Origin of the sequence: Chryseobacterium edaphi (genome assembly GCF_025628985.1) — a bacterium.
GTDB lineage: Bacteria > Bacteroidota > Bacteroidia > Flavobacteriales > Weeksellaceae > Chryseobacterium > Chryseobacterium edaphi.
Map to the genome: position 1 here is coordinate 1,066,045 of NZ_JAOTEM010000001.1, position 26,033 is coordinate 1,092,077.

General features: G+C 33.7%; 26 protein-coding genes. 10 read left to right on the forward strand and 16 right to left on the reverse strand.

The window, feature by feature from the left end; genetic code table 11:
- The first annotated feature begins 1 nt into the window (after position 1).
- Genes hisB through hisIE form a run of 5 tightly spaced genes read left to right on the forward strand, consistent with a single transcriptional unit; the run spans position 2 to position 3,726 of the window.
- Positions 2 to 1,096, forward strand: coding sequence for a bifunctional histidinol-phosphatase/imidazoleglycerol-phosphate dehydratase HisB (gene hisB / locus NZ698_RS04990; protein WP_263001984.1), 1,095 nt, complete (start codon positions 2 to 4; stop codon positions 1,094 to 1,096).
- Positions 1,097 to 1,675, forward strand: coding sequence for an imidazole glycerol phosphate synthase subunit HisH (gene hisH, locus NZ698_RS04995; protein ID WP_263001985.1), 579 nt, complete (start codon positions 1,097 to 1,099; stop codon positions 1,673 to 1,675).
- Positions 1,676 to 1,677: 2 nt separating this feature from the next.
- Entirely contained in the window at positions 1,678 to 2,400 is a 723-nt protein-coding gene (gene hisA / locus NZ698_RS05000; RefSeq protein WP_263001986.1) for a 1-(5-phosphoribosyl)-5-[(5-phosphoribosylamino)methylideneamino]imidazole-4-carboxamide isomerase, read from the forward strand.
- On the forward strand, positions 2,393 to 3,148 hold the full coding sequence (gene hisF, locus NZ698_RS05005; RefSeq protein ID WP_263001987.1) for an imidazole glycerol phosphate synthase subunit HisF: 756 nt from the start codon (positions 2,393 to 2,395) through the stop codon (positions 3,146 to 3,148). Before hisA ends, hisF begins: the two co-directional genes overlap by 8 nt.
- The gene (gene hisIE / locus NZ698_RS05010) at positions 3,142 to 3,726 is read left to right on the forward strand and encodes a bifunctional phosphoribosyl-AMP cyclohydrolase/phosphoribosyl-ATP diphosphatase HisIE (RefSeq protein WP_263001988.1); all 585 of its coding nucleotides are present in this window, start codon (positions 3,142 to 3,144) and stop codon (positions 3,724 to 3,726) included. Before hisF ends, hisIE begins: the two co-directional genes overlap by 7 nt.
- A 31-nt stretch (positions 3,727 to 3,757) precedes the next feature.
- Here hisIE and NZ698_RS05015 read toward each other — a convergent pair whose 3' ends face one another.
- The 13 genes from NZ698_RS05015 to NZ698_RS05075 all read right to left on the reverse strand — a co-directional run bounded on the left by NZ698_RS05015 (position 3,758) and on the right by NZ698_RS05075 (position 17,290).
- Entirely contained in the window at positions 3,758 to 4,939 is a 1,182-nt protein-coding gene (locus tag NZ698_RS05015; protein WP_263001989.1) for a M28 family peptidase, read from the reverse strand.
- A gap of 83 nt (positions 4,940 to 5,022) precedes the next feature.
- On the reverse strand, positions 5,023 to 6,210 hold the full coding sequence (locus NZ698_RS05020; protein ID WP_263001990.1) for a M28 family peptidase: 1,188 nt from the start codon (positions 6,208 to 6,210) through the stop codon (positions 5,023 to 5,025).
- A 109-nt stretch (positions 6,211 to 6,319) separates the two neighbouring features.
- Positions 6,320 to 6,664, reverse strand: a complete 345-nt coding sequence (rplT, locus tag NZ698_RS05025; RefSeq protein WP_047444038.1) for a 50S ribosomal protein L20 — start codon at positions 6,662 to 6,664, stop codon at positions 6,320 to 6,322.
- 117 nt (positions 6,665 to 6,781) lie between these two features.
- Positions 6,782 to 6,979 (reverse strand): 50S ribosomal protein L35, encoded by a 198-nt coding sequence (gene rpmI, locus NZ698_RS05030; RefSeq protein ID WP_047444039.1) that lies wholly within the window; start codon positions 6,977 to 6,979, stop codon positions 6,782 to 6,784.
- A 321-nt stretch (positions 6,980 to 7,300) separates the two neighbouring features.
- Complete coding sequence (infC, locus tag NZ698_RS05035; RefSeq protein WP_047444040.1) at positions 7,301 to 7,801, reverse strand: translation initiation factor IF-3; 501 nt, start codon at positions 7,799 to 7,801, stop codon at positions 7,301 to 7,303.
- Between the two features lie 187 nt (positions 7,802 to 7,988).
- A complete protein-coding gene (gene thrS / locus NZ698_RS05040; RefSeq protein ID WP_263001991.1) occupies positions 7,989 to 9,908 on the reverse strand; it encodes a threonine--tRNA ligase in 1,920 nt (639 codons plus the stop codon).
- A 164-nt stretch (positions 9,909 to 10,072) separates the two neighbouring features.
- On the reverse strand, positions 10,073 to 10,255 hold the full coding sequence (locus NZ698_RS05045) for a hypothetical protein (protein WP_263001992.1): 183 nt from the start codon (positions 10,253 to 10,255) through the stop codon (positions 10,073 to 10,075).
- Positions 10,256 to 10,266: 11 nt separating this feature from the next.
- On the reverse strand, positions 10,267 to 10,872 hold the full coding sequence (locus NZ698_RS05050; protein WP_263001993.1) for a DUF4230 domain-containing protein: 606 nt from the start codon (positions 10,870 to 10,872) through the stop codon (positions 10,267 to 10,269).
- Entirely contained in the window at positions 10,869 to 11,465 is a 597-nt protein-coding gene (locus tag NZ698_RS05055; RefSeq protein ID WP_263001994.1) for a TlpA family protein disulfide reductase, read from the reverse strand. The genes NZ698_RS05050 and NZ698_RS05055 overlap by 4 nt, the downstream gene beginning before the upstream one ends.
- Before the next feature lie 26 nt (positions 11,466 to 11,491).
- A complete protein-coding gene (locus NZ698_RS05060; RefSeq protein ID WP_263001995.1) occupies positions 11,492 to 11,959 on the reverse strand; it encodes a pyrophosphohydrolase domain-containing protein in 468 nt (155 codons plus the stop codon).
- Between the two features lie 139 nt (positions 11,960 to 12,098).
- Entirely contained in the window at positions 12,099 to 12,803 is a 705-nt protein-coding gene (locus NZ698_RS05065; RefSeq protein ID WP_263001996.1) for a hypothetical protein, read from the reverse strand.
- 208 nt (positions 12,804 to 13,011) lie between these two features.
- Positions 13,012 to 15,942 carry a reprolysin-like metallopeptidase gene (locus NZ698_RS05070; RefSeq protein ID WP_263001997.1) on the reverse strand — a complete coding sequence of 977 codons (2,931 nt, stop codon included), beginning with the start codon at positions 15,940 to 15,942 and terminating at the stop codon, positions 13,012 to 13,014.
- Positions 15,943 to 16,150: 208 nt separating this feature from the next.
- Positions 16,151 to 17,290 (reverse strand): acyl-CoA dehydrogenase family protein, encoded by a 1,140-nt coding sequence (locus NZ698_RS05075; RefSeq protein ID WP_263001998.1) that lies wholly within the window; start codon positions 17,288 to 17,290, stop codon positions 16,151 to 16,153.
- A 191-nt stretch (positions 17,291 to 17,481) separates the two neighbouring features.
- Here NZ698_RS05075 and NZ698_RS05080 point away from each other — a divergent pair, with 191 nt between their 5' ends.
- From NZ698_RS05080 to purF, 5 genes are all read left to right on the forward strand, one after another.
- Entirely contained in the window at positions 17,482 to 19,344 is a 1,863-nt protein-coding gene (locus tag NZ698_RS05080; protein ID WP_263001999.1) for an endonuclease, read from the forward strand.
- A 109-nt stretch (positions 19,345 to 19,453) separates the two neighbouring features.
- Positions 19,454 to 20,059 (forward strand): SatD family protein, encoded by a 606-nt coding sequence (locus tag NZ698_RS05085; protein ID WP_263002000.1) that lies wholly within the window; start codon positions 19,454 to 19,456, stop codon positions 20,057 to 20,059.
- Between the two features lies 1 nt (position 20,060).
- A complete protein-coding gene (locus NZ698_RS05090; RefSeq protein WP_263002001.1) occupies positions 20,061 to 20,756 on the forward strand; it encodes a DUF3307 domain-containing protein in 696 nt (231 codons plus the stop codon).
- A 30-nt stretch (positions 20,757 to 20,786) separates the two neighbouring features.
- Positions 20,787 to 21,506 (forward strand): phosphoribosylaminoimidazolesuccinocarboxamide synthase, encoded by a 720-nt coding sequence (gene purC / locus NZ698_RS05095; RefSeq protein WP_263002002.1) that lies wholly within the window; start codon positions 20,787 to 20,789, stop codon positions 21,504 to 21,506.
- A 105-nt stretch (positions 21,507 to 21,611) separates the two neighbouring features.
- Positions 21,612 to 23,111, forward strand: coding sequence for an amidophosphoribosyltransferase (gene purF, locus NZ698_RS05100; protein WP_263002003.1), 1,500 nt, complete (start codon positions 21,612 to 21,614; stop codon positions 23,109 to 23,111).
- Between the two features lie 67 nt (positions 23,112 to 23,178).
- Here the strand turns inward: purF and NZ698_RS05105 are convergent, their stop codons facing one another.
- From NZ698_RS05105 to aroB, 3 genes are all read right to left on the reverse strand, one after another.
- Entirely contained in the window at positions 23,179 to 23,757 is a 579-nt protein-coding gene (locus tag NZ698_RS05105) for a porin family protein (protein WP_263002004.1), read from the reverse strand.
- A 203-nt stretch (positions 23,758 to 23,960) separates the two neighbouring features.
- Complete coding sequence (locus NZ698_RS05110; RefSeq protein WP_263002005.1) at positions 23,961 to 24,620, reverse strand: porin family protein; 660 nt, start codon at positions 24,618 to 24,620, stop codon at positions 23,961 to 23,963.
- A gap of 256 nt (positions 24,621 to 24,876) precedes the next feature.
- Positions 24,877 to 25,923, reverse strand: coding sequence for a 3-dehydroquinate synthase (gene aroB / locus NZ698_RS05115; protein ID WP_263002006.1), 1,047 nt, complete (start codon positions 25,921 to 25,923; stop codon positions 24,877 to 24,879).
- Positions 25,924 to 26,033 lie beyond the last annotated feature (110 nt).

The following is a 26,033-nucleotide window of genomic DNA, read 5'->3' on the forward strand; positions in this document are numbered from 1 at the left end:
AATGAAAAAAGTATTATTCATTGATAGAGACGGAACATTAATTATTGAGCCACCAATAGATTTTCAGATTGATTCTCTGGAAAAGCTTGAATTTTATCCCGGAGTTTTTCAAAACTTAGCAAAAATCGCAAAAGAATTAGATTATGAATTGGTGATGGTAACGAATCAGGACGGTTTGGGAACAGCCAGTTTTCCTTACGAGGATTTTATAAAGCCACAAGAAAAAATCATGAGGGCTTTTGAAAGTGAAGGAATATTTTTCACAGATGTTTTCATTGATAAGAGTTTTGAGCAGGAAAACAAAAGTACAAGGAAACCACAAACCGGAATGCTTGGTAAATACATTCACGGAAATTATGATCTTGAAAATTCTTATGTAATTGGTGATAGATTGACTGATATTGAATTAGCAAAAAACTTAGGAACAAAAGCTATTTTTATCAGCGAAAATGCAAATGAAGAATCTGAATTGACTACAAAAAACTGGAGCGAAATTTATCAGTTTTTAAAACAGATTCCCAGGAAAGCAAAGGTTTACAGAAAAACTAATGAAACAGAAATTGAGATTGAAGTTAATCTCGACGGAAGCGGAAATTCTGAGATTTCTACTGGACTTCATTTTTTCGATCACATGCTCGAACAGATTACAAAACACGGAAATTTAGATTTAAAAATAAATGTAAAAGGAGATTTGCAAGTTGATGAGCATCATACAATTGAAGATACGGCAATTGTTTTGGGAGAAGCAATTTCTCAGGCTTTAGGCAAGAAAAAAGGAATTGAGAGATACGGTTTTCTGCTTCCAATGGATGATTGTCTGTCTCAGGTTGCGATCGATTTTGGCGGAAGACCGTGGTTGGTTTGGGATGTTGAATTTAAAAGAGAAAAAATTGGTGATGTACCTGCTGAAATGTTTTTCCACTTCTTTAAATCATTTACAGATTCTTCAAAGTCAAATTTAAATATAAAATCTGAAGGAAATAATGAGCATCATAAGATCGAATCTGTCTTTAAAGCCTTTGCAAAAGCAATAAAAATGGCTGTAAATCAAACAGATCAAAATTTTAATTTACCATCAACAAAAGGAAGTTTATAAATGTTTGCAATTATAAAATACAACGGCGGAAACGTAAATTCGGTTCAAAATGCATTAAATAGATTAAATGAAAAATCTATCATCACGGATGATTTTAAATTGATACAGAAAGCCGATAAAGTGATTTTTCCGGGAGTTGGCGAAGCTTCATCAACGATGAAATTATTGAAAGAAAAGAATTTGGATCAATTAATTCCAAAATTAACTCAGCCTGTTCTCGGAATTTGTCTCGGAATGCAGTTGATGTGTGGAAGTAATGAAGAAGGAAATACAGAAGGAATGGGAATTTTTGATATTAATGTGAAGAAGTTTCCGTCAGAAAATATTGTTCCGCATATGGGATGGAATACGATTTCAGGTTTAAAATCATCATTATTTTCAGAAATTTCAGAAGGAGATGATTTCTATTTTGTTCATAGTTATTTTTGTGAATTATCTGAATTTACAACTTCTGTCTGTGATTATATTTTGCCATTCAGTGCAACGTTGCAAAAAGATAATTTCTTTGCAACACAGTTTCATCCGGAAAAATCGGGAAAAATTGGAAATCAATTACTGAAAAACTTTTTAAAAATCTAAAAATGAAAATAATTCCTGCAATAGATATCATCGACGGAATATGCGTAAGACTTTCAAAAGGTGATTATAGCACAAAAAAAATATACAATGAAAATCCTGTAGAAGTTGCCAAAGAATTTGAAAGCTTCGGAATTCAGTTTCTACATTTAGTTGATCTTGACGGAGCAAAATCCAAACATATCGTTAATCAAAAAATATTGGAAAAGATTGCTAATGAAACTTCGTTACACATCGATTTTGGAGGCGGTTTGAAAACAGAAGAAGATATTGAGATTGCTTTTAATTCTGGAGCACAACAAATTACAATTGGCAGTATTGCTGTTGAAGATCCTGAATATTGTTATGAAATTATTGAAAAATATGGTTCTGAAAAAATAATTCTCGGAGCCGACTGTGAAAAACGAAAGATAAAAACTTCAGGCTGGGTTGAAGAAAGTGATAAAGATATTCTCGATTTTATTCTTCAATATCAAGAAAAAAATATAAAAAACGTGATCTGTACAGATATTTCAAAAGACGGAATGCTGGAAGGAGCTTCGACAGAATTGTATCAGGAAATAATAGTAAAAACTAATATAAATCTCATTGCGAGTGGAGGAATATCATGCATTGATGATGTTTTTAAAATGAAAGAAATTGGATGTTCCGGAACGATTATCGGAAAAGCTATTTATGAGAATAAAATATCACTCAGTCAACTTAAAAATTTTATTGAAAATGCTTAAAAAAAGAATCATTCCGTGTCTTGATATTAAAGACGGAACAACGGTAAAAGGAATCAATTTTGAAGATTTAATCAGTGCAGGAAATCCTGTCGAATTGGCTAAAAAATATGAGAACGAAGGCGCAGACGAATTGGTTTTCCTTGATATTACTGCAACAATTGAAGAGCGAAAGACTTTTGTAGGATTGGTCAAAGATATTGCTAAAGAATTGAGCATCCCATTTACAGTTGGTGGCGGAATTTCTACGGTGGAAGATGTCAGAAAATTGCTTGAAGCCGGAGCCGATAAAATCAGTATCAATTCTTCGGCGGTTAAAAATCCTAAACTTATTTCAGATTTATCAAACGAATTTGGAAGTCAGTGCATCGTTGTTGCGATTGATACAAAGTTAATTAATAGTTCTGATTGGGTTTTTGTAAAAGGCGGAAGAGAACAGACCTCTTTACAAACTTTAGATTGGGCAAAAAAAGCAGAAGAATTAGGTGCGGGTGAAATTCTTTTAACCTCAATGGATGGTGACGGAACCAAAAATGGTTTCGATTTGAGAATTACAAAATTGATTGCGGAAAGTATCAATATTCCTGTTATTGCTTCCGGTGGAGCTGGAAAAATAGAAGATTTTGAAAATGTATTTTATCAGACAAAAGCAACAGGAGCTTTGGCCGCAAGTATTTTTCACTTTGGAGAAATCGGTATCAATGAATTAAAGGAAGAATTAAAATTAAAAAAACTGGCAATAAGATGGTAGATTTTAATAAAACAAATGGTTTGATTCCTGTTATTATTCAGGATGACAGAACTTTACAGGTTTTGATGTTGGGTTACATGAACGAAGAAGCATTTGAAAAAACAAGAACTGAAGGAATTGTTACTTTTTTCAGTCGTTCAAAAAATAGATTGTGGACAAAAGGTGAGGAATCCGGAAATTTTTTAAAAGTAAAAAATATAGCAATAGATTGTGATCAGGATACGATTTTGATTAAAGCAATTCCTGAAAATATCGTTTGTCATACAGGAAGTTTCAGTTGTTTCGGAGATAAAGAAACGAAAGGTTTTTTATATGAACTGGAAGAGAAAATCGGTCAAAGAATTGATGACAAAGTGGAAGATTCATACACGTATTCACTTTATCAAAAAGGAATCAATAAAGTTGCACAAAAAGTAGGAGAGGAAGCTGTAGAATTGATTATTGAAGCTAAAGATAATAATGCAGATTTATTTAAAAATGAAGCTGCAGATCTTCTTTATCATTTTTTAATTTTATTGAAAGCCAAAAACTTTTCGTTGCAGGAAATTGAAGAAATTCTTTTGGATCGTAATCAATAAAAAAACCTGCAAAATGCAGGTTTTAAGTATATTATTCGATCACAACTTTTCTTACGACTGTATGATTATCGGTGAGAATCTTTCCTAAATAAACTCCTTTTGTAATACCCGAAATATTAATTTTAGTCTGATCTTTTGTTGTTAAAAAAGAATGACCAAGCAAATCTGTTAATTCAAATGAGAAATTTTTTACATTTTTTGGTAGTTTAATATTCAGAAATTCCTTTGCCGGATTAGGATAGATTGTTGCTTGTTCCAATTCGTTTGTGGAGTTTTCATCTGTACTCAAAATTGAAGTTGTAGCAACTGCAAAATGTTGAAGCGCACCCACTGAAGCTTTTCCAACATTGTAAATATAAACAGGATCTGTATTCGCAAAAGTATCGTTTGCGGTATGAGGATAATTGCTTCTTAATTTCTCGAAATAACCTGTAATCACTTCACCTTTTAATTCAAACGGAATATAATCTGTATCTTCAGCTTCATCGATATCTGTTAAAAGCGGTGAATAAAGGGTGGTAAGATTTACTAGTTCCTGTGTGGCGGCAACGGAAGCTATCGTATTATTGGGATTTCCTCCCATATCTTCATCGCAATAAATCGTATTGTTATTATTACCAACTTTTCCGCCAACCTGATCAAGATTGAAAACCAATTTGATGTCTAAAATACGATTTGCACCTTGATAAGCAACTGTATTCGCATAATGAGTGCTTCCTTTTAAACCTTGTTCTTCTCCTGAGAAATGAATAAATTTAATTGAATATTCTGTAGGAATATCTTTTAAAATTCTAGCAGCTTCAAGAATAATGGAAGTTCCGCTTCCGTTGTCATTGACTCCCGGTCCGTTGATGCTGTCAAAATGCCCGCAAATGATCACAAATTTATTAGGATAAACGGTTCCTGTTTTTGTAATCACTAAATTTTTAGAATTAATGGTATTACTTCCCGAAGTATAGGAAAATGGATCTTCTACAATCTGACTTGCAGAATAACCGTAAGAAAGATACTTATTTTTGAGCCAGTTTAATGCATTGGCGTTGTTTGTCGAACCGGTGGTTTTGACTCCAAAATTTGAAAACTCCTGTAAATTCGTAGTGATATTAGTTTGTGAAACTTGGTTTGCTCTGTTTTGATAAGCCTGAATAAAGCTTTGAGAATTGAAACTCTGTAATCCAAGAGACAAAACGATAAGACTTAAAAAATTTTTCATTTTTTAGAAATTTCGGCAAATATATAAATAAAATGATTCCAAATATACATCAGAATCATTATTTATTTAAAGTAAATGTTTTCTTATTTTTTAATGACAATTTTTCTTGTGATATTTTCGCCATTAGCTTTTATCGAGCAAACATAAACTCCATTCTGTAATTCTGAAACATTGATTTCGGTTTCATTTTCTGTTTTCAAAACTAATTTTCCGCTCATATCTGAAATTTCAACTTTGAAATCCTTAATATTATTTGGTAATTCTAATTTAACAATGTTTTTTGCAGGATTTGGGTAAATCTTCACCGACTCTAATTGGCTTCCTTGAGTTTCATTGACAGATAAAGTAGTGGTTGCAACCGCAAAATGTTGAAGAGCTCCCACTGCTGCTTTTCCTACATTGAAAACGTAAGTAGGATCTACATTGGCAAAAGTGTCATTTACAGTATGTTCATTCATACTCTGTGGTGTTTCATAGAAACCTGTAATAATATCTCCTTTGCTTTCGAAAGGAATATAATCTGAAGAATAAGCATTAGACATTACAGCTTGTAACGGTGAATATAAAGTTGTACATACCGCAAGTTGCTGTGTAAATGCCAGTGAAGGTGCATTGTTTGAATTTTGTATTGGATTACTGCTATTGGATATTTGATCACTCTCGCATTTTATGGAATTACTCGGTGAAGACAGCTTACCTCCAACCTGATCAATATTAAAAACCAGTCTCAGATTTAATTGACGAACACTATTCTGAAAAACAACATTATTGACATAGTGATTACTGCCCAAAAGCCCCTGTTCTTCTCCAGAAAAATGAATGAATTTAATAGAATATTCAGTCGGAATGTCTTTCAAAATTCTGGCAGCTTCCAGCAAAACAGATGTTCCGCTTCCATTGTCACTTACACCAGGACCAACGATCGTATCGTAATGTCCACAGATAATTACATAAATATTGGGATAAACAGTTCCCGTTTTCGTAACAACTAAATTTTTTGTCGTATTTCCGTTTACTGTAAAGCTATCTTCGGTAATTTGACTGGCATCATAACCATATGTTTGATATTTGGCTTTAAGCCAATTTAAAGTATTATTATTTGCGGTCGAGCCTGAAGTTTTAATACCATAAGATGCAAACTCTTGTAATAGTGATGTAATATTGGTTTGTGTTACCTGGTTGGCTCTATTTTGATAAGCCTGAATAAAACTTTGAGCCTGTATGCTGTATGAAGCCAATGAAAGGAGTAGAAGAGTGGATAATTTTTTCACTTTAAACGTCGATTTTATACTTTGAGATAATTTTAAACAAATGTAGATAAAATAAAAAAATCCCGAGCAATAAACTCAGGATTTTATATTGATAACAAAAAATTTTACATTATTTTACTTGATCTACAACTGCTTTGAACGCTTCAGGATAGTTCATAGCCAAATCAGCTAAAACTTTTCTGTTCAATTCAATGTTGTTCTTTTTAAGAGCTCCCATAAACTGAGAGTAAGACATTCCGTGCTCTCTAGCTCCTGCGTTGATACGCATGATCCAAAGTGATCTGAAGTTTCTCTTTTTCTCTTTTCTTCCACGGTAAGCATATTGCATTGCTTTTTGTACCGCGTTTTTAGCAACAGTCCAAACGTTCTTTCTTCTACCGAAAAAACCTTTAGCTTGTTTCATTAATTTTTTTCTGCGCGCTCTAGAAGCTACGGCATTTACTGATCTTGGCATAATTTAAATTGTTTTTTTGAAAAGGGCGGTAAACTGTTTCATTACACTTATTTGCACCGTTTCAGGGTTAAAATGTTGAATTGTTATTCTTATAAACCGAAAAATGATTTATAAAAACTACTTAATTGCTAATTGACGTTTAACGCCTTTCTCATCCACTTTCGCAACATAAGAAGTAGTAGTAAGATTTCTCTTCTGCTTAGTTTCTTTTTTAGTTAAGATGTGGCTTTTGAAAGCATTTTTTCTTTTAATCTTACCAGTTCCGGTAAGTTTAAAACGCTTCTTAGCACCTGATTTCGTTTTTAATTTTGGCATTGTTTGCTTTTTTATGTTTTTGTTATCAATACTTTAGCTATCGGCTAAAAGCTTTTGGCTATTAGCTTTTTGGGTGTGTCCCTCACTCGTTCATTCCGCTTCGCTCCATTCTCTCATTCGGGTCAGGCTATCCATTTCAAGTCCTCGCGCCATTGCTTTTGCCGGCTCCTGCTGTGGGCTTTCCATTTCTATCCTTCACGCAGATATTCGGTTTGCAAAATTACGAAAAATTATCATACAAAAAGAGACTTTCATTAGAAAATCTCTCAATGTATATTTCCGTAGGACAATGAGTCATAAACTCATCATCGTATTGTCAAATTATTTAGCTGGTTTTTTAGGACTCATCATCATAATCATTCTCTTACCTTCAAGTTTAGGAAGCTGATCTACTTTCCCAACGTGCTCTAATTCCTGAGCCAGTTTAAGAAGTAAAATTTCACCCTGATCTTTAAAGATAATAGAACGTCCTTTGAAAAATACGTAGGTTTTCAATTTTGAACCTTCTTCCAAAAACTTTTCAGCATGTTTTTTCTTAAAATCATAATCGTGCTCGTCAGTCTGAGGTCCGAAACGGATCTCCTTTACAACCACTTTGATTTGTTTTGCTTTAAGCTCTTTTGTTTTCTTCTTTTGCTCGTATAAAAACTTTTTATAGTCTAATATTCTTGCAATGAAAGGTTCAGCTTTGTCTGAAATCACGACCAAATCTAATTCCTGCTCTTTGGCAATTTGTCTCGCTTTGTCAATCGGGAAAATTCCCGCTTCTACGTTGTCGCCCACTAAACGAAGTTCTCTTACGCGAATCTTATCGTTTATCATGTGTAAGTCCTCCTGAGGTGGACGTCTTTGTGGGCCTCTGTTGTTAAATCGTTGTGCTATTGCTTTATAATTTTATTGGTTAATAACTAATTTTGAATTGAAAAATTTAATGATTAAAAAATTTAAAAATTGCTTTTTGCAAATTAATCTCTAAATAAGTTTAATATTTAAATCATTAAATTTTCAACTATAGTGTTGCTTCTTTTTTGAAGTATGCTGCGAATTCATCCATCGTCATTACTCCAAGATCGCCTTCTCCACGTCTACGTACAGAAATTGTGCCATCTCTTTCTTCATTTTCTCCTACTACAAGCATGAAAGGAATCTTTTTCAATTCTGCATCTCGGATTTTCTTACCCGTTTTTTCGTTTCGCTCGTCAATCAATCCGCTAATATCGTTAATTTCTAAAAATTCTGAAACTTTTTTAGCATAATCTACATATTTTTCACTGATCGGCAATATCGTAAACTGATCCGGGCTCAACCATAATGGGAAATCTCCGGCAGTATTTTCTAATAAGATCGCAATGAAACGTTCCATAGAACCAAACGGTGCTCTGTGAATCATGATCGGTCTGTGCTTCTCATTATCGCTTCCGATGTAAGTAAGGTCAAACCTTTCCGGTAAATTGTAATCTACCTGAATAGTTCCCAACTGCCATTTTCTTCCTAAAGCATCTTTCACCATGAAATCTAACTTAGGACCGTAAAATGCAGCTTCACCATATTCTGTAACCGTATTTAATCCTTTTTCTTTTGCTGCAGTTACGATTGCATTTTCTGCTTTTTCCCAGTTTTCATCAGAACCGATATACTTTTCCTTGTTATCAGGATCTCTTAACGAAATTTGAGCCGTAAAATCTGCAAAACCAAGAGAACCAAAAACATAAAGAACCAAATCAATTGTTTTCTTAAATTCTTCCATCAACTGATCCGGAGTACAGAAAAGGTGTGCATCATCCTGAGTAAAACCACGAACTCTCGTCAAACCGTGAAGTTCGCCACTTTGCTCATATCTGTAAACTGTTCCGAATTCTGCATATCTTTTTGGTAAATCTCTGTAGCTCCATTGTGAAGTTTTGTAGATTTCACAGTGGTGAGGACAGTTCATTGGTTTCAGCATAAATTCTTCTCCTTCATTCGGAGTTTTGATCGGCTGGAAACTGTCTGCTCCATATTTATCCCAGTGTCCTGAAGTCACATACAATTCTTTTGCACCGATATGTGGTGTCATTACAAATTCGTAGCCTCCTTTTTTCTGAGCATCAGAAAGGAAATTTTCTAATTTTTTTCTTAAAGCAGTACCTTTTGGCAACCAAAGTGGTAAACCTGCACCTACTTTTTCTGAGAAAGCAAAAATTCCTAATTCTTTACCTAATTTTCTATGATCTCTTCTTTTCGCTTCTTCTAATAACTCAAGATATTCAGTAAGTTCTTTCTGTTTCGGGAAAGAAATTCCATATACTCTTGTTAATTGAGGATTTTTCTCGTTTCCTCTCCAGTAAGCACCTGCAGCATTCAAAATCTTTACTGCTTTCACAATTCCGGTGTTTGGAATGTGGCCGCCACGACAAAGATCTGTGAAATTATCGTGCGTAACGAAAGTGATTTCGCCATCATTAAGATTAGAAATCAATTCTACTTTATAAGGATTGTTTGCATAAGTCTCAAGAGCTTCTGCTTTAGAAACAGGATATAGTGAGAATGTAGAAGCTTTTTTAGCATTTTCTAAAACTTTCTTTTCAATTTTCTCAAAATCTTTTTCAGACAAAACTTCATCACCGAAATCTACGTCATAATAGAATCCGCTTTCGATTGCAGGACCGATTGTTAATTGAGCATTCGGATAAAATTCAAGGATAGCCTGCGCCAAAAGGTGGGCAGAAGAATGCCAGAAGGCTTTCTTACCAAGATCATCATTCCATGTCAAAAGCTGTACTGTGGAATCTGTGGTGATAGGCGTGGTAACTTCGATTTGTGTGCCGTTTACAACTGCGGAAATGGTATTTCTAGCCAATCCCTCGCTTATAGATTTTGCCACATCGAACGGAGTGACTTCTCCCTCAAATTCTCTGACGCTATTGTCTGGAAGTGTAATTTTTATCATTGTTTACTTAGAAATTTTAAGTTGCAAAAATACGCATTTTTTACATCTTTATGAAATCGAAGCATGATAAATCGCGAAAAATACAATTTATTTTAAATTCTGACATTAATTAAAATTTGTATTAATCATTTTCATTAATACATAAACAAAAAAATACTAAGCTTTCACTTAGTATTATCTGTTTTTCCTGATTTATTTTTTGATGATTTTTGTACATCTTCTTTATCTACATCAGGAGGATTTTGTTTGTTTGACGAAGCAGGAATATTTTGAAAATCTTCGTTTTGCTTTTTAGTTTCTGCAGAGTTTGCAGATTCCTTTTTTTTGTTATCGTCTTTTGAGTCCATTGTTTCGAATTTTAGAGTCCAAGAACACCGAGTTTTCCGGTTTTGTCTTCTATCTTATAATTCAAAGCCTTTGCCAAAACGAAAATATTATTTAAATTTTCCATTAATTGTTGACGACCTTCGTTTCTAAGTTTGTTTTGATCTACAGAATTTATCGCCGTTTGTTTAGCCTTCTGCTGCACATTTTTAATATCTTTTTCAGAAATCCTATTGAGAAAGGAGTCATCTAATGATTGAATTTCCACACTTGGAGTAATTCTTATATCTGCATTTGGTAATTCTGTAATAATTAATTTTTTATTGACAGAATCTACTTCCATTTTCATTTTATTAAGATCATACGAAACCTGCGCATTGGTTTTTGTGTAAGTCATAATGCTATTGCTTGTCATTTCTTTCCCAAAAAATTCGTAGCCAAACTTAGTTTTCTGCATTGCAGAAAAATCCTGCTCCAAAACAACCATTTTATTCATTTTTGAAATTTGATTGGTCAAAATATAGTAATCTGATTTTTCGGTTTTCTCACTTACATTTAAGCAAGACCTGAAACTGAAAAACAGAATCAACATTAGAAGAATCCCCGCAACAAATGGAATAACAAGTTTTAAATTTCTCAATTTTCTTTTTTAAATATTTCTTTGATCACCGATTGGTCATCTTTCTTTAAGATTTCCACAAGATCTCTCTCTATATATCCTGTAGTCGGCATTTCAATAATTCTTCCAATTTCCTTGCCATATTTTTCAACGATAATTGTCGGAACTTTGCTAACATTATACTTAGACTCGTCGCCTGTCGGAGATTCCTTTTTACGGTTAACTGCGATAATCGTCAGTCTGCTGTCCGGAAACTTCACCTCTTGTAAAATCTTCATCAATCTAGGAAAATCTCTGTGACTGTCTTCACACCACGTTCCAATGAAAACGATAAGATTGTAAGAATTAATTTTATTTTTCTTTAATTCTCCAACAGCTTTTTGGTCTAAAGCATATTCGTTAAATTCTTTTGTATACCATTCAGAATAAGGTTCTTTTAGAAATTGCTCTTTTAACTGATTTCCTAAAAGCATTTTACCATCATTTGTAGTTTCAACCTCACGATTGACCACAACTTTCTGAGCATTAAACCCTTGAACAGCCATTGAAAGCATTGAAATTGCAAGTATTTTGGTAATAATTTTATTACAAATAATAATTCTATTATTTTTCATTGTATCTGTGAATCTTTGATTTGATTTTAATTTTCAATAATTTTTTTTAAATCGGCAGGAGAGTAGTATTTGTTTTTTAATACTTTATGATCTGCTTTTCTGTACACATTGAATTTTTCTCCTGACTTTTCGTAGAAAGATTCAACCTCTTTTTCTTTGTAAAATTCTACTGTTTCATTTGCCTGTTCTTCGTTATCACAAGCTTTAGACATATTTGAACGCTGAACTTCATTGAATAACTCAACAAATTTATCACCCAATCCGAATTCTAAAACTGCACCGCTCAAAACGTACTGCAAATCGCATAATGCATCAGCAATTTCTACTAAATTTTTATCTTCAATCGCTTGTTTCAGTTCATTTAATTCTTCCTGTAAAAGCTCAACTCTTAAATTACATCTTTCCTGAGAAGGAATTTGCGGAGTTTCGAGAATAGGAGCTTTAAAGGTTGTGTGGAATTCTGCTACCTGGTTCAGACTGTCTAATTTTTCCATATATCATCTAAAATTTCAACAAATATAAAAAATGCTGCCTTAAAAGCAGCATATATAAAATCAAAATATTGTTCAAATCATTTTTTCAACATATATAGATTTTATTAAATATCAAATTTCAGCATAAAGTAATAATTCCCTATGGTTCTAATACAGGCGTTTGAGTTGCAAAATTTAATTTATATATAACCTGAATCTTTAAATTTCTTCTTTCTGATGAAATATTGGAACATATGTAATCATTCGGATAAAAAATTCTTATTGCTTTGATAGAATTTCTTGCATTACCAGGCATACTTGCAACGATTTTGGAATATGCATTTTTCACAACTATTGAAGCGTAATCATTGTCCATAAAATCGTTATATGGAAATACATTAAATGTAGCAACATTTCCATTCGGCTCTGGTATGGTGGTTCTTCCCTCACTAAAAGTGAACTCTTTATAAGAATTATTTGCAAAATACGAACCAGGTTGTGGTGTACTATTATCAAAAAATACTTGTTCATATCTAATACCTTGTTCGCTTAAGTATTTAACAATCAACTCTGGTAATGAAATAACTCCTTGCTTTGCTATAGGTTGGTATTTAGTTTTCACCTGTATTACGGAGTTAAAATTAGAAAAGGGGTCGGGTAAAGAATCAATTAATCCAATCGTTTCACCATCCTCACAAGATAAGTTATGAGGAAGGAAGCCACTAGGGATTGCTCCAATATCTCCACTACGACTCGAAGCAGTTTTTGAAGAAGAACCGGAAAGTTCAGTTATGCCTAAATTTTCGTTTTCACGATTACAAGCAAACAATGTCATTAAACCAAGAATTAATAATGATTTTTTCATAAATGTTTTTTTAGTAATTAATAAAATTATTGGAGCAAAAATAATATCATCAAACTTTGTAAGCCATACCATAACTATGGTATATTTTAGTGAAATCACTAATTAATTATTCTATAAGCAAAATTCGTATAGAACTTCTCGTAAATTTCACCAAAAAAAAAGACCGCCATTTTCAGGCAGTCTTTTCAAAAGTTTAATTTTTCAATGGTTAATTTTTGATAAATCTTTTTGAGATTTCTCCAATCTGGATCGTGTAAGCTCCCGTAGTAAGGTTGCTCACATTCACTGTGCCTCTTTCGAGTTTTCCTGAGTTGATTAGTTTTCCACCCATATCGAAGATTTTGTAATCTTCTGAAGTCGTATTTGAAATATTTAAAATATCTCTTACAGGATTCGGATATAATTTAATATCAGTCATTAAATTTTTGACATCAAAATCATCGCCTCTTCCTGATGAAAGAATATTTAAAGTATAATCTTCAACTTGTCCGTAAGTATAAGATCCGCAAGATGATGAAGGAACTGTGTTGTACTGCATCATGACTCTCATTCTTGTACTACCAAGAGTAGCTGTTGAAGGAATCGTAATTGATCCCGTTACAGGAGTTGTTTGTGAACCTGTTTTCGTCCAGGCTAATTCTCCACTGTCTGTGAAATCACCATCTTTATTATAATCGATGTAAACTGCGTATGCTTCATTGTATTTAGTTGAAGTCCAAACCGGTGTGATAGAAATTGCATTTGACGTTCCTCTTGTTACATTAGTTGAAACAGAAGTAAAGTTTTCATATCCGGCAGTTCCTGTTGAAGTATTATTAATAGTACCGAATTTTACATTTCCAATTCTTTCATCTGCAGTATTTGTAGCTGTCGCTGTACAATAGGTAACGGAAGTTCCTGCAAGAGTAGTTATTGTTGCAGTATTACTTGCTGTAGAAATATTTCCTGCCGCATCTTTAGCTTTAACTGTAAAGCTGTAAGTGGTAGAAGGCGTTAAGCTTGTTACCGTATAAGTTGTAGATGCTGTAGAACCTACAAGTGAAGATCCCTGATAAACATCATAACCTGTAACACCTACTGCATCAGTCGCGCCACTCCAGGAAAGATTGGTTGTTGTTGAAGTAGTACCTGAAGCTGAAAGAGTAGGAGCCGTCGGAGCAACTGTGTCTGTACTTCCTGATCCTGCATTTACAGAAATATTAGCATTATTCACATCAAAGAAAATATGATTACTTCCTTTTACCATGATTCTCCCCGTAGTTGTAGTAACATTCGGAATTATAACTGATTGTGAACCATCATTCGGAGTGCCTGCCAATAAAGTTGTCCAAGTTGTCCCGGAGTTGGTTGACCACAGAATATCTACATTGGCAGCATTGACACCATTTGCAGTAGTTCCTGCAACATTCCACGTTACGTTTTGTGAACTTCCTCCGGTGTAAGTTGTTGCTGTACCTTGAGACGTTATGATGAAAGGTCCTGCTGTACCATTGACAGTAACTTTAGCGTCGTCAGAATTATTCCCTGAACCTCCCGCTCTGTTATCACGAACTGTAAATCTGAAATTTAAAGTTCTCGCAACTGAAGAAAGTGCTTCAACTGTAATTTCTGAACCAGCCGTAGTTGTTGCCCCAGTTAAAACTGATGCCATTCTTGGGAAATATCTTACCGGAGTTGTTTGTGGTGTCCAAGATCTGAATGTAGGTCCAGTTGCTTTTGTTGCACTTGCTGCGGAACTTGCTCCTGTTTGAGAAGATGAAGCATTGTCGACTTGTTCCCAAATATAAGTCAGAGAATCTCCGTTTGCATCAGTTCCTATTCCTGTAAGCATAAAAGGTGTGCTTTTCGGAATGGTGTAATCTAAACCTGCATCTGCGGTTGGAATTGAATTTCCTGTAGATGTACTGACCGGACAGGTTTTGGCTTTAATATTATTTGTAATCTGCTGGATGCTTATCGCATGGAAGAAAGAATCTGAATGCGGTTGAACATCTTGAGCCGTAATTCCTGCATATCCCATAATTGTTGAACCAGAGCCAGGCTCCATATTGACACCAGTTCCTTCATTTGAATTAGAAAAAGTATGATTTCCTCCAAACTGATGACCTAATTCGTGAGCAACATAATCGATGTCAAAATTGTCACCCGATGGAATTCCGTCTGCTGGAGAAGTGTAGCCACTACCTTTAGAACCATTTACGCAAACGCAACCAATACAACCTGCGTTTCCACCTCCTCCTGAAGCTCCGAATAAATGACCTACATCATAATTTGCTTCACCAATTACCGAAGTTAAAGTCGACTGAAGCTGAGAATTCCAGTTGCTCATCTGTGCAGCAGCAGAATAAGGATCTGAAGATGCACTTGTATAAATTACCGCGTCATTATTGGCAATTAAAACCATTCTTGCTGCGAAATCTTTTTCAAAAACACCGTTTACGCGGGTCATTGTATTATTCATCGCTGCTAAAGCTAATGCTTTTGTACCTCCGAAATAAGCTGTGTATTCGCCAGTTGACGATAATGCAAGTCTGAATGTTCTTAATTTAGCATCATCTGCATTTGGTCTTGCTGCAAGAGCTGTTGTACTAATTCCTTTTTGGGCAACATCAATTACTGTACATTCAAAAGTGCTTAGATTATCTTTTTTATCAGACTTTTTATAAACTACATATGATGAAAGATCTTTAGTGTAAGGCTCGATGAAAACTGCTGATTTATCACCATAAATTTCCATTGAAGATAATCCTAAAGGAGAAATACTGAAATATACCGTGGAAGTAGGATCTTCAAGACCTTCTCCGACATAAGATTTAATATCCGGATATTTTGCGGCCAATTGAGGATCAAAATTAGAATTTTCTCTTACTTTAAAGTTTTCTAATTTTCCGTCAGAATTTGGAAATGAGATAAGAATTTCTGATTTTTCTCTTGCTGCCAATCTTTTAGGAGCTTTTGCAAGAGCATTTTTCAGTCCATTGATATCAAGTTGATAAATTTTGGGATTGAGAATGTTAGTTTTGTTTTCTAAAACTTCAGAATTTGTTTTTGTAGCGCTTTCAGACCATAGTCGATCAGTCTGAGCGAAAGAAATGCCAGAGATAAAAAGCATTCCAATCACCAATAGTTGTTTTTTCATATAAATAACATTTTGATTGTGGAATACCAAAGCTAGTAAAAAAATCTTTACGAAAAACAAAATTTTTTAAGAAAATTTTAGATAATCAGTTTAAATTATTATGCAATACATTAAATATGCGGTAAATACTTCTTATCACATAAAAATAGCACATGCATTCGCATGTGCTACTAATTAATATAGTTTGAAATTTATCTGAAATAGAAAACTACTTGGTAATTTCTCTACCGATAACCAATCTTTGGATTTCAGAAGTTCCTTCTCCGATGGTACAAAGTTTAGAATCTCTGTAGAATTTTTCAGCAGGGAAGTCTTTTGTATAACCGTAACCTCCAAATACCTGAACTGCATTGTTTGAAATTCTTACACAAGCTTCAGAAGCATACAATTTTGCCATTGCACCTTCCTTAGTCATTTTTTGTTTGGCATTTTTTAATGTTGAAGCTCTTTGGATCAATAATTCAGCAGCATCGATTTCAGTTGCCATATCTGCAAGCATGAAGTTGATAGCCTGAAATTCAGAAATTGCTTTTCCGAATTGTTTTCTTTCCTGAGCATATTTTAAAGCTGCTTTATAAGCTCCTCTTGCAGTTCCTAAACTTAATGCAGCAATAGAAATTCTACCGCCATCCAATATTTTCATTGCCTGCTTGAAACCTTCACCAACTTCTCCCAAACGGTAAGAATCCGGCACTCGAACATTATCAAAAATAAGTTCTGCAGTTTCCGAAGCACGCATTCCTAACTTATTTTCTTTTTTACCTGAAGTAAAACCTGCCATTCCTTTTTCAAGAACAAAAGCTGTCGAGTTATTTTTAGCACCAATTTCTCCGGTTCTTGTCATCACAACAGCAATATCCCCTGAAATTGCGTGAGTAATGAAGTTTTTGGCTCCGTTGATTACCCATTCATCACCGTCTTTTACAGCAGTTGTAGACATTCCGCCAGAGTCTGATCCTGTGTTGTGCTCTGTCAATCCCCAAGCTCCGATTACTTTTCCGGTAGCTAACTGAGGAAGCCATTTGTTTCTTTGTTCTTCGTTTCCAAATTCATAAATATGATTGGTACACAATGAATTGTGAGCCGCAACAGAAAGTCCGATAGATGGATCTACCTGAGAAATCTCATCCAAGATGGTAACATACTCATGATAACCCAAACCAGAACCGCCATACTGCTCAGGAATTACGATTCCCATGAAACCCATATCTCCTAATTGATGAAACAATTCTTTAGGAAAAGTCTGGCTTTCGTCCCACTCCATAATATTGGGTCTGATATTTTTCTCAGCAAATTCTTTTGCTGTTTCAGCTATCATTTTAATGTTGTTGATAGTTTCTGTATTCATATTAGATAATAGTTAGTGCCCAAAGATACTTAAATTGCCGAAATACGAAAAAAAATTTACTCAAGTATTAAATTTTATGTCTAAAGTTTTATTTATCAATTTTTTACATTTCTAAATTTAATAAATTATTAATGAAGATATTTAACTAATAATGTAATTATTTCATAATTTAGCCATCCAATTTCTAGAGAATGAAAAAATTTTTACTTCCTGTTTTATTCATTTCATCGTTAGCTTTTGCCCAGGTTCCTGCGGGATACTATAATGGAACAGCCGGGCTTAGCGGATATGCGCTGAAATCGAAGGTACACGATATTATTTCTGAGAAAAATATCAATTGGCACTATGGTGATCTTACCAATTATTACAATCAGACAGATTTGGATAAATATTACGATCACGGAACTACAAATACAACAATTTTATTGGATATGTATTCTGAAATTCCATCAGGTCCAGATGCTTATGAATATACAACTGCAAATATCATTGGTAGTGCTTCAGCAGAAGGACAAGGTTGGAACAGAGAACATATGATGCCTCAAAGTACATTTTACAGCAATTATCCGATGTACTCTGATTTGTTTTATGTGGTTCCTACAGATGCGAGAATCAATCAGTTGAGAAGTAATTATCCTTATGGGATTGCCGGAACAACTAATTTTTACACTTTTACCAACACATCAAAAATTGGAAACAGTGCTATTCCGGGATCAGTTTATACAGGACGTGTTTACGAACCAATCAATGAATTTAAAGGTGATGTGGCGAGAAGTTTACTGTATTTCGCAGTAAGATACGAAGGGAAATTGGGAACTTTTAATTTTAATAATAACACAAATCCCGCTTCAGACACCAATCCTTTAGACGGAACAGAAGAAAGAGGTTTTGATCCTGCTTACATTTCAATGCTTCTTCAATGGCATGCTCAAGATCCTGTTTCCCAGAAAGAAATCGACAGAAACAATGCTGTATATGCCATTCAAAAAAACAGAAACCCCTTTATAGATAATCCTTCTTGGGTGAATGCAATTTGGGGTCAAACTCCTGATGCGGTTGTGCCACAAACTCCGACAAATTTAACGGTAATCCAAAACAGTGCATACTTTGCAAATTTAAGCTGGTCTCCGAGTACAAGTACAGATGTTATCGGTTATAAAATTTATCAGAACGGAACTTTGGTAGCTTCCACAAAAGGAACATCAATAAGTATTGATCATTTAACGCCTTCCACATCTTATCAATTTACCGTAAAAGCTTATGATAACGGATATTTGCTTTCTCCTGACAGTAATTTAGCCACTACAACTACTTTGGCAACAGATATTTATGCTAAAGATTTATTTGTTTCAAAATATCTGGAAGGAACGGCGAACAATAAAGCTTTAGAAATCACCAATAAAACGGGACATCCAGTTAATCTAAGTGATTACAGATTGTCGATTCAGTTTTACAGCGGAACAAATTATTATTTTGTAGATCCTTACGAGTTGGAAGGAACGGTTCAGAATAATGAAGTTTTTGTTGTTTTAAACCCTGCTGCTAATTTTTCCTGCTATACGATCAATCAGGCGAAATTTGTTACGGCAGCTCCTCAAATGACTTTTACCGGAAGTAATTACATAGAATTGAGATACAAATCTACAAGTGTTGACGGAGTAGGAGTGAGCGGACAATCGAACAGTTCAATTTTATCAAACGTTTCTTTATACAGGAAAAATAATATCACTCAACCAACGACAACTTTCAGTATCTCAGAATGGGATTCTTATGCAAATGATTATTGTCAGAATTTAGGAACACTTTCTACGTCTGATATTATTTTAGCAGATAAAGAATTTAAAATTTATCCAAATCCTGCTAATGAAAACATTTATGTAAAAGGAAATATGGATAATATTAAGATTGCTGAGATTCTGGATCTGTCAGGAAAATTAATTTATTCTGAAAAAAAACCTTTTAAAAATAAAAATTCGATTTCTGTACAACAGCTTACAACAGGAAATTATTTATTAAAATTAAATGATAAAATTTATCCGTTTATCAAGAGATAAGATTAGATTTTCATCAAAATTGATATAAGCAGATTCACTAATAATTAATATCTATAAGTGCATCTGCTTATATTTTTTATATATAAGTATTTATGCTTATATTTGCAAAATGATAGCGGTCATCACCGGTGATATTATAAATTCGCAACATGCAGACACAGAAGTTTGGATTACCAGACTCAAAAATCTTCTTGAAAGCTGGGGAAGTGCTCCACAGACATGGGAAATTTACAGAGGTGACGAATTTCAATTCAAATGTAATATCGATGACGTTTTCTGGCGTTTCTTAGCCATAAAATCTCTTATAAAAAGTCAGGAAAATTTAGATGTGAGAATTGCCATTGGTATTGGTGAAGAAAACTTTTCGTCTGAAAAAATCACAGAATCCAACGGAACTGCTTATGTAAATTCCGGAAGATTATTGAATGACATTAAAAATGATGGTCACACTGTTGCCATTAAAACATCCAATGATTCTTTAGACAGAGATCTAAATATTCTCCTGAAATGGTCCTCAAAAGATTTTGATAACTGGACGATGGCAACTTCGGAGATCATTCACGAAATGATCATGAATAATGACATAACGCAGGAAGATTTAGCTAAGAAATTTACCATTTCACAGTCGTCTATCAGTCAGCGACTGAAACGCGCAAATTATGATCTTATCGTAGAAACCAATCAATATTTTAGAAAGAAAATCTCAGAATTATAGCATGATCTTTATACAACTCATATTGGCACATTTACTCGGAGATTTTGTTCTCCAGCCAAACTCTTGGGTTTCAGATAAAGAAAATAAAAAACTGAAGAGCAAATATCTTTACCTTCATGTTCTGATTCACACCATTTTAAGTCTAATATTCCTTTGGAACCTTGAACTTTGGTGGGTTGCTGTTTTAGTTGGAATTACCCATTTTATTATTGACGCCTCTAAGCTCAGCTTTCAGAATATCAAGACCAAAAAAAGATGGTTTTTCTTTGACCAGGCTTTACATATTGCAGTAATTGTAGGGGTTTCATTTTATTTTAATGAATTTGATTTTGAATTTTTACAAGATCAGAATTTATTAAAAATAGCGATGGCAGCTTTGTTTTTAACTTCGCCGGCATCAATTTTCATTAAAATATTATTGTCTTCATGGACTCCGGTTCCGGAGACACAAACAGATATACAAACCGAATCTTTATCAAGTGCCGGAAAATATATAGGAATTTTGGAACGACTACTCGTTTTCACTTTTATTATGGTTAATCATTGGGAAGGCGTAGGTTTTATGGTCGCAGCAAAATCTGTATTCAGATTCAGCGATCTTGCACAGGCAAAACAAAGAAAACTGACAGAATATGTATTGATTGGTACACTTCTCAGCTTTGGAATGGCTGTTTTAACAGGAATTTTAATTAAATAAATAAATCTAACTAAAAAAGAAATTTTAGAAATGGAAAAGAAAGAAATGTTGTACGAAGGTAAAGCAAAACAAGTATTTGCTACCGATAATCCTGATCAGGTTGTAGTACGTTTTAAAGACGACGCTACAGCATTTAATGCTCAAAAAAGAGGATCTGTTGATTTGAAAGGTGAAATGAATAACGCCATCACCACTCTTATTTTTGAATATCTGAATGAAAAAGGGATTAAAACTCATTTCATTAAGCAATTGGACGAAAGAGAGCAATTGGTAAAAAAAGTATCTATCATTCCTTTGGAAATGGTGGTAAGGAATTACTCTGCAGGAAGTATGGCTCAAAGATTAGGAGTTGAAGAAGGAATCAAATCTCCGGTTACAATTTTCGATATCTGCTACAAAAAAGACGAGTTGGGAGATCCTCTTATCAACGATCACCACGCAGTTTTCTTAGGTGCTGCAACATATGAAGAACTTGACGAGATGTATGAGTTGACTTCTGATATCAATGAGATCTTAATCGATCTTTTTGATAAAATGAATATCATCTTAGTTGACTTCAAAATCGAATTAGGAAAAACTTCTGACGGTGAAATTATTTTAGCTGACGAAATTTCTCCTGATACCTGCAGACTTTGGGATAAAGATACAATGAAAAAGCTGGATAAAGACAGATTCAGAAGAGACTTAGGAGAAGTAACTGAAGCTTATGTTGAGATCTACAATAGATTGAAGGTAGCTTTAGGCAAATAAGATTTTAGATAAAATTAGATGTTAAGTTTTCTTATTTAACATAATATTTAATTTTTCATCTAATTATACATCTATCAAAATAAATCTAGATTAGAAAAAATAGAAATGAAAAGTTTAGACATTCATAAAAGTGAATATTTAAAACAATTTGAAACTCAAACCTACGGAAGAAATCTTTTCAGAACGCAGGAAGAAGAAAGACTCGACGCTCCGAATGAGGAGTGCGGTATCTTCGGAATGTATTCTGATAACGATCTTGATACGTTTTCCCTTTCACAGTTCGGGCTTTTTGCTTTGCAGCACAGAGGTCAGGAAGCTTGTGGCATTTCTGTTCTTAAAGACGGAAAGATAAGCAATATGAAAGATGAAGGTTTGGTTTTGGATGTTTATAAAGAGATCCCAGATCCTGAAACTTTTATGGGAAATTCTGCAATCGGTCACACCCGTTACACAACTGCAGGAGACAAAAAGAAGTATAATTTTCAGCCATTTTTTGCTAAAAATGAGTATGATCAGATTATACTTTCTATCGCTCACAACGGTAACTTAACCAATGCGAGAGAATTAAAAACAGAATTGGAAGCTGAAGGTGTAGTTTTCAGAGCAACTTCAGATTCTGAGGTTATTTTAAGATTAATTCAGAAAAATCTTGATTTAGGACTTCGTGGTGCTATCAAAGCAACCATGGAAAAGATTGAAGGAGCATATTCTGTTGTGGGAATGACGAGAAACAAATTCTTTGCATTCAGAGATTTCAACGGAATCAGACCTTTGGTTTTGGGAGCAGTTGACGAAAAGACATACGTTGTAGCTTCAGAATCTGTAGCTTTAGACGCAGTTGGAGCTCAATATGTAAGAGATATTTTACCGGGAGAAATCATTTATACCAATGAAAATGAACCTGGAAAACTGAATTCTTACATGGTGAATGAAGAAAGAGGAAAGCAAAGAATCTGTTCATTTGAATATATTTATTTTGCAAGACCCGATTCTACATTAGAAAATATCAATGTTTACGAAATCAGAGAAAAATCTGGTGAGAAAATCTGGGAACAGGCTCCTGTAGAAGCAGATATTGTAATCGGAGTTCCTGATTCCGGAGTTCCTGCAGCAATCGGTTTTTCTAAAGCTTCGGGAATTCCTTTCCGTCCGGTTTTGATTAAGAATAGATACATTGGAAGAAGTTTCATTGTTCCGACTCAGGAAATGAGAGAAAGGGTAGTCAATTTAAAATTAAACCCGATCATTTCTGAAATCAAAGGAAAAAGAGTTGTGATCATTGACGATTCGATCGTTCGTGGAACTACTTCGAAAAGACTGGTTAAAATTCTGAAAGAAGCGGGAGTTAAGGAAATTCACTTCAGAAGTGTTTCTCCGCCAATTATTGCTCCGTGTTATTTAGGAATTGATACTCCATCAAAAGATGATTTGATTTCTGCAAATATGACAACTGAACAGTTGCGAGATTATTTGGGAGTAGATTCTCTGGAATTTTTGAGTACTGAAAATTTAAAAGTAATTTTAGGTTCATCAAACCACTGTTTCGGATGCTTTACAGAGGAATATCCTGTTGCAAAAGGAGAAGAAATTGAATTATTCAGTTAAGAATTAAGTAAATATAAAAAGGTCAGACTAATTTCTAAGTCTGACCTTTTTTATGCTGAAATTATTTTTAAAATTTGTACGCAACTCCTACCTGAAAGACACTATTTCTGATAGCATCATCCGGATTGTTCTCTGCAATATCAGTTGCACCTGCGACAAATCTTGCGGTCAATCCAAATCCCTGAGCAAAATAATATCCTGCTCCAAGACCGACACCAAAGTCAAATCCTTTGAAAAGACTATCAACATCAGCAGATCCTCCATCACCTTTTATCTTTTGACTGATCGCAAAACTGAACTGTGGTCCCGCTTCTAAGTATAATTCAGGAAGAATATTGTATTGAAGCATAATTGGAACAGCAATATAATCAAGATTTAATCTCGCATCAGATACACTTTTGAATTTAGCACCCATTCCGCTGTATAAAATTTCGGGTTGTACACTAAATGAACTTGCTACCGGAATATTTGCAAAAAATCCTCCGTAAATTCCTGGTTTACTTTTAAATTCGTTATCGTTAATTGAGGCTACATTCAAACCTGCTTTAATACCAAATCTTACAGGTGAAGATGATGTCTTTTCTTTTTCTTGAGCAAATGATAATGAACTCGCCATAATGGCTAATCCTAAAATTAGTTTTTTCATAGTTATTGTTTATAATTAATAAATAGTTTATCGGTCAAATTTGCAGCAAATTCTTCGCTAATTTATTTAATTAATTTCAAAACAGCAAAATAGATGGCGAAATTAAGTTAGAATGAATATTGATAATATACTATTAAACAAAAAGGTCAGACTTAAAACTTAAGTCTGACCTTCTTTATTGAAATAAAATTTGTTTAAAATTCTTAGAATTTAAATGCTAAACCAACTGCAAAGTTGTTGTTTCTCACTGCATCAGAACCATTTGGTCTGTCTTTAGCAACATCAGTAACACCAGCTGTATATCTTGCTGTAATACCTACATTATCTGTAAAGTAATAACCTGCACCTAGACCAATACCCAAATTGAAAGTATTCAATTGATCTTTATAGTCTCCAGTAGTATTCAAAGGATCGTTGTTGCTTTCGTTTTTCAATTTGTTTTTAGCACTAACTAAAAATCCGAATTCCGGACCAGCTTCAACATAAAGATTTGGAATAAAATTATACTGGAACATTAAAGGAACTGCAACATAATCCAAATGTCTTGCATACGAAATTCTATCATTTGAAATTGGAGCTCTGTAATCATACTTGTCACCATATTGTGTATAAATAACCTCTGGCTGAATGCTGAAAGATTCTGCTACCGGAATACTTGCAAAAACACCTGCATTAAAACCGATTTTAGATCCTTGATCTTCCAATGATCCGTCATCTGATAATGATGAAACGTTCATACCACCTTTAATACCAAATCTTACATCTGATGAAGATGTTGATCTTGTTGTAGTCGTGGTAGTTGTTGTCTGAGCGAATGCTAATGAACCTGCTGTAACCGCTAGTCCTAAAATTAACTTTTTCATAACTTTAAATTTTTAATATTTACTATTTCCTATTTCCTAATTTTAAATTTTCTGTCAAACCTTCAATTTGACGAGTGGTATCTTCCAAATTGTTTGCCAAAAATGAAAATGATGATAAAAATCAGGTTTATACAAATAGAAAACAAAGCCTTTTAATTAATTAACTATTTAAAATACAAACATTTATAAAAATAAAACATCTGTTTAAATAAATTTGAAATATTCTGTATAATTAGTGAAAAATGAAGTTTAAAATTTAAAATCCGCTCATTTTCTTATAAAAATCTAATGATTTTTGAATGTTTTCTGTGGTACATTCATAATCAAATACACAAGAACCAATTCCTGAAAGTAAAGAAAAATTGATTTTACTCTCAACATTCTTTTTGTCATTTAATAGTAGATTGAAAATATTTTCTTCCTTAAAATCACTTAAATCTATAAATGAATAATATTTTCGGATGTTCTCAATAATTAATTCTGATTCCTCTTGCGAAATTAGCCCCTCCAAAAAAGAAAGATGAGTTTCGCAGATCATGCCAAGCGCTACAGCTTCACCGTGAAGAATCGGGGTTTCTTTTTCTAAACATAAACTTTCTATTGCGTGACCGATGGTGTGACCAAAATTTAAAGTTTTTCTTATATTTTTTTCATTAAAATCTTTTTCAACAACATTCTGTTTTATATCCATCGATGTCTGAATGTGAGGAAAAACACCTTCCGTGTCTATCTTCTGAATCTGAATAAGATTTTCCCAATGAGTTTTGTCAGCGATCAATCCGTGTTTCAGCATTTCAGCAAAACCGCTGCGCAGCTCTGTATAAGGAAGTGTTTCTAAAAACTGAGGATACACAAATATCTGCTCGGGAAAACTAAAAGTTCCTACCATATTTTTATAATGCATTAAATCAATTCCGGTTTTTCCGCCAATAGAAGCGTCACACATTGATAATAAAGTAGTTGGAATATTGATAAACGAGATTCCTCTTTTGTAAGTTGAAGCGATAAATCCGCCCATATCGGTAATTACTCCGCCACCAAGATTGATGATCAAAGCTTTTCGGTCTGCCTGCATTTCTGTTAAAATCTCCCATAACTGATTGACCGTCTGAATATTTTTCATTTCCTCACCTGACTCAACTTCCAGAATTTCAAAGCTGATCTCGGTTTCCAAATTTCCCAAAAGTAAAGGAAGACAATATTCATGAGTATTTTCGTCTACAAGAATAAATATTTTACTGAATGTTTTTTGGGTAAAAAAATCGTTAAGTTGAGAAAAATTCTGGTCTAAAAAAGTAATCATTTTTTGATTTTTAATTAAATTAATAAGCAAACAATTGTACAAAGTTATGATTCTTAATTTTTAACTCGTAACTAAATTACTATCTTTGCAAAAATATTTAGAATGAGCAG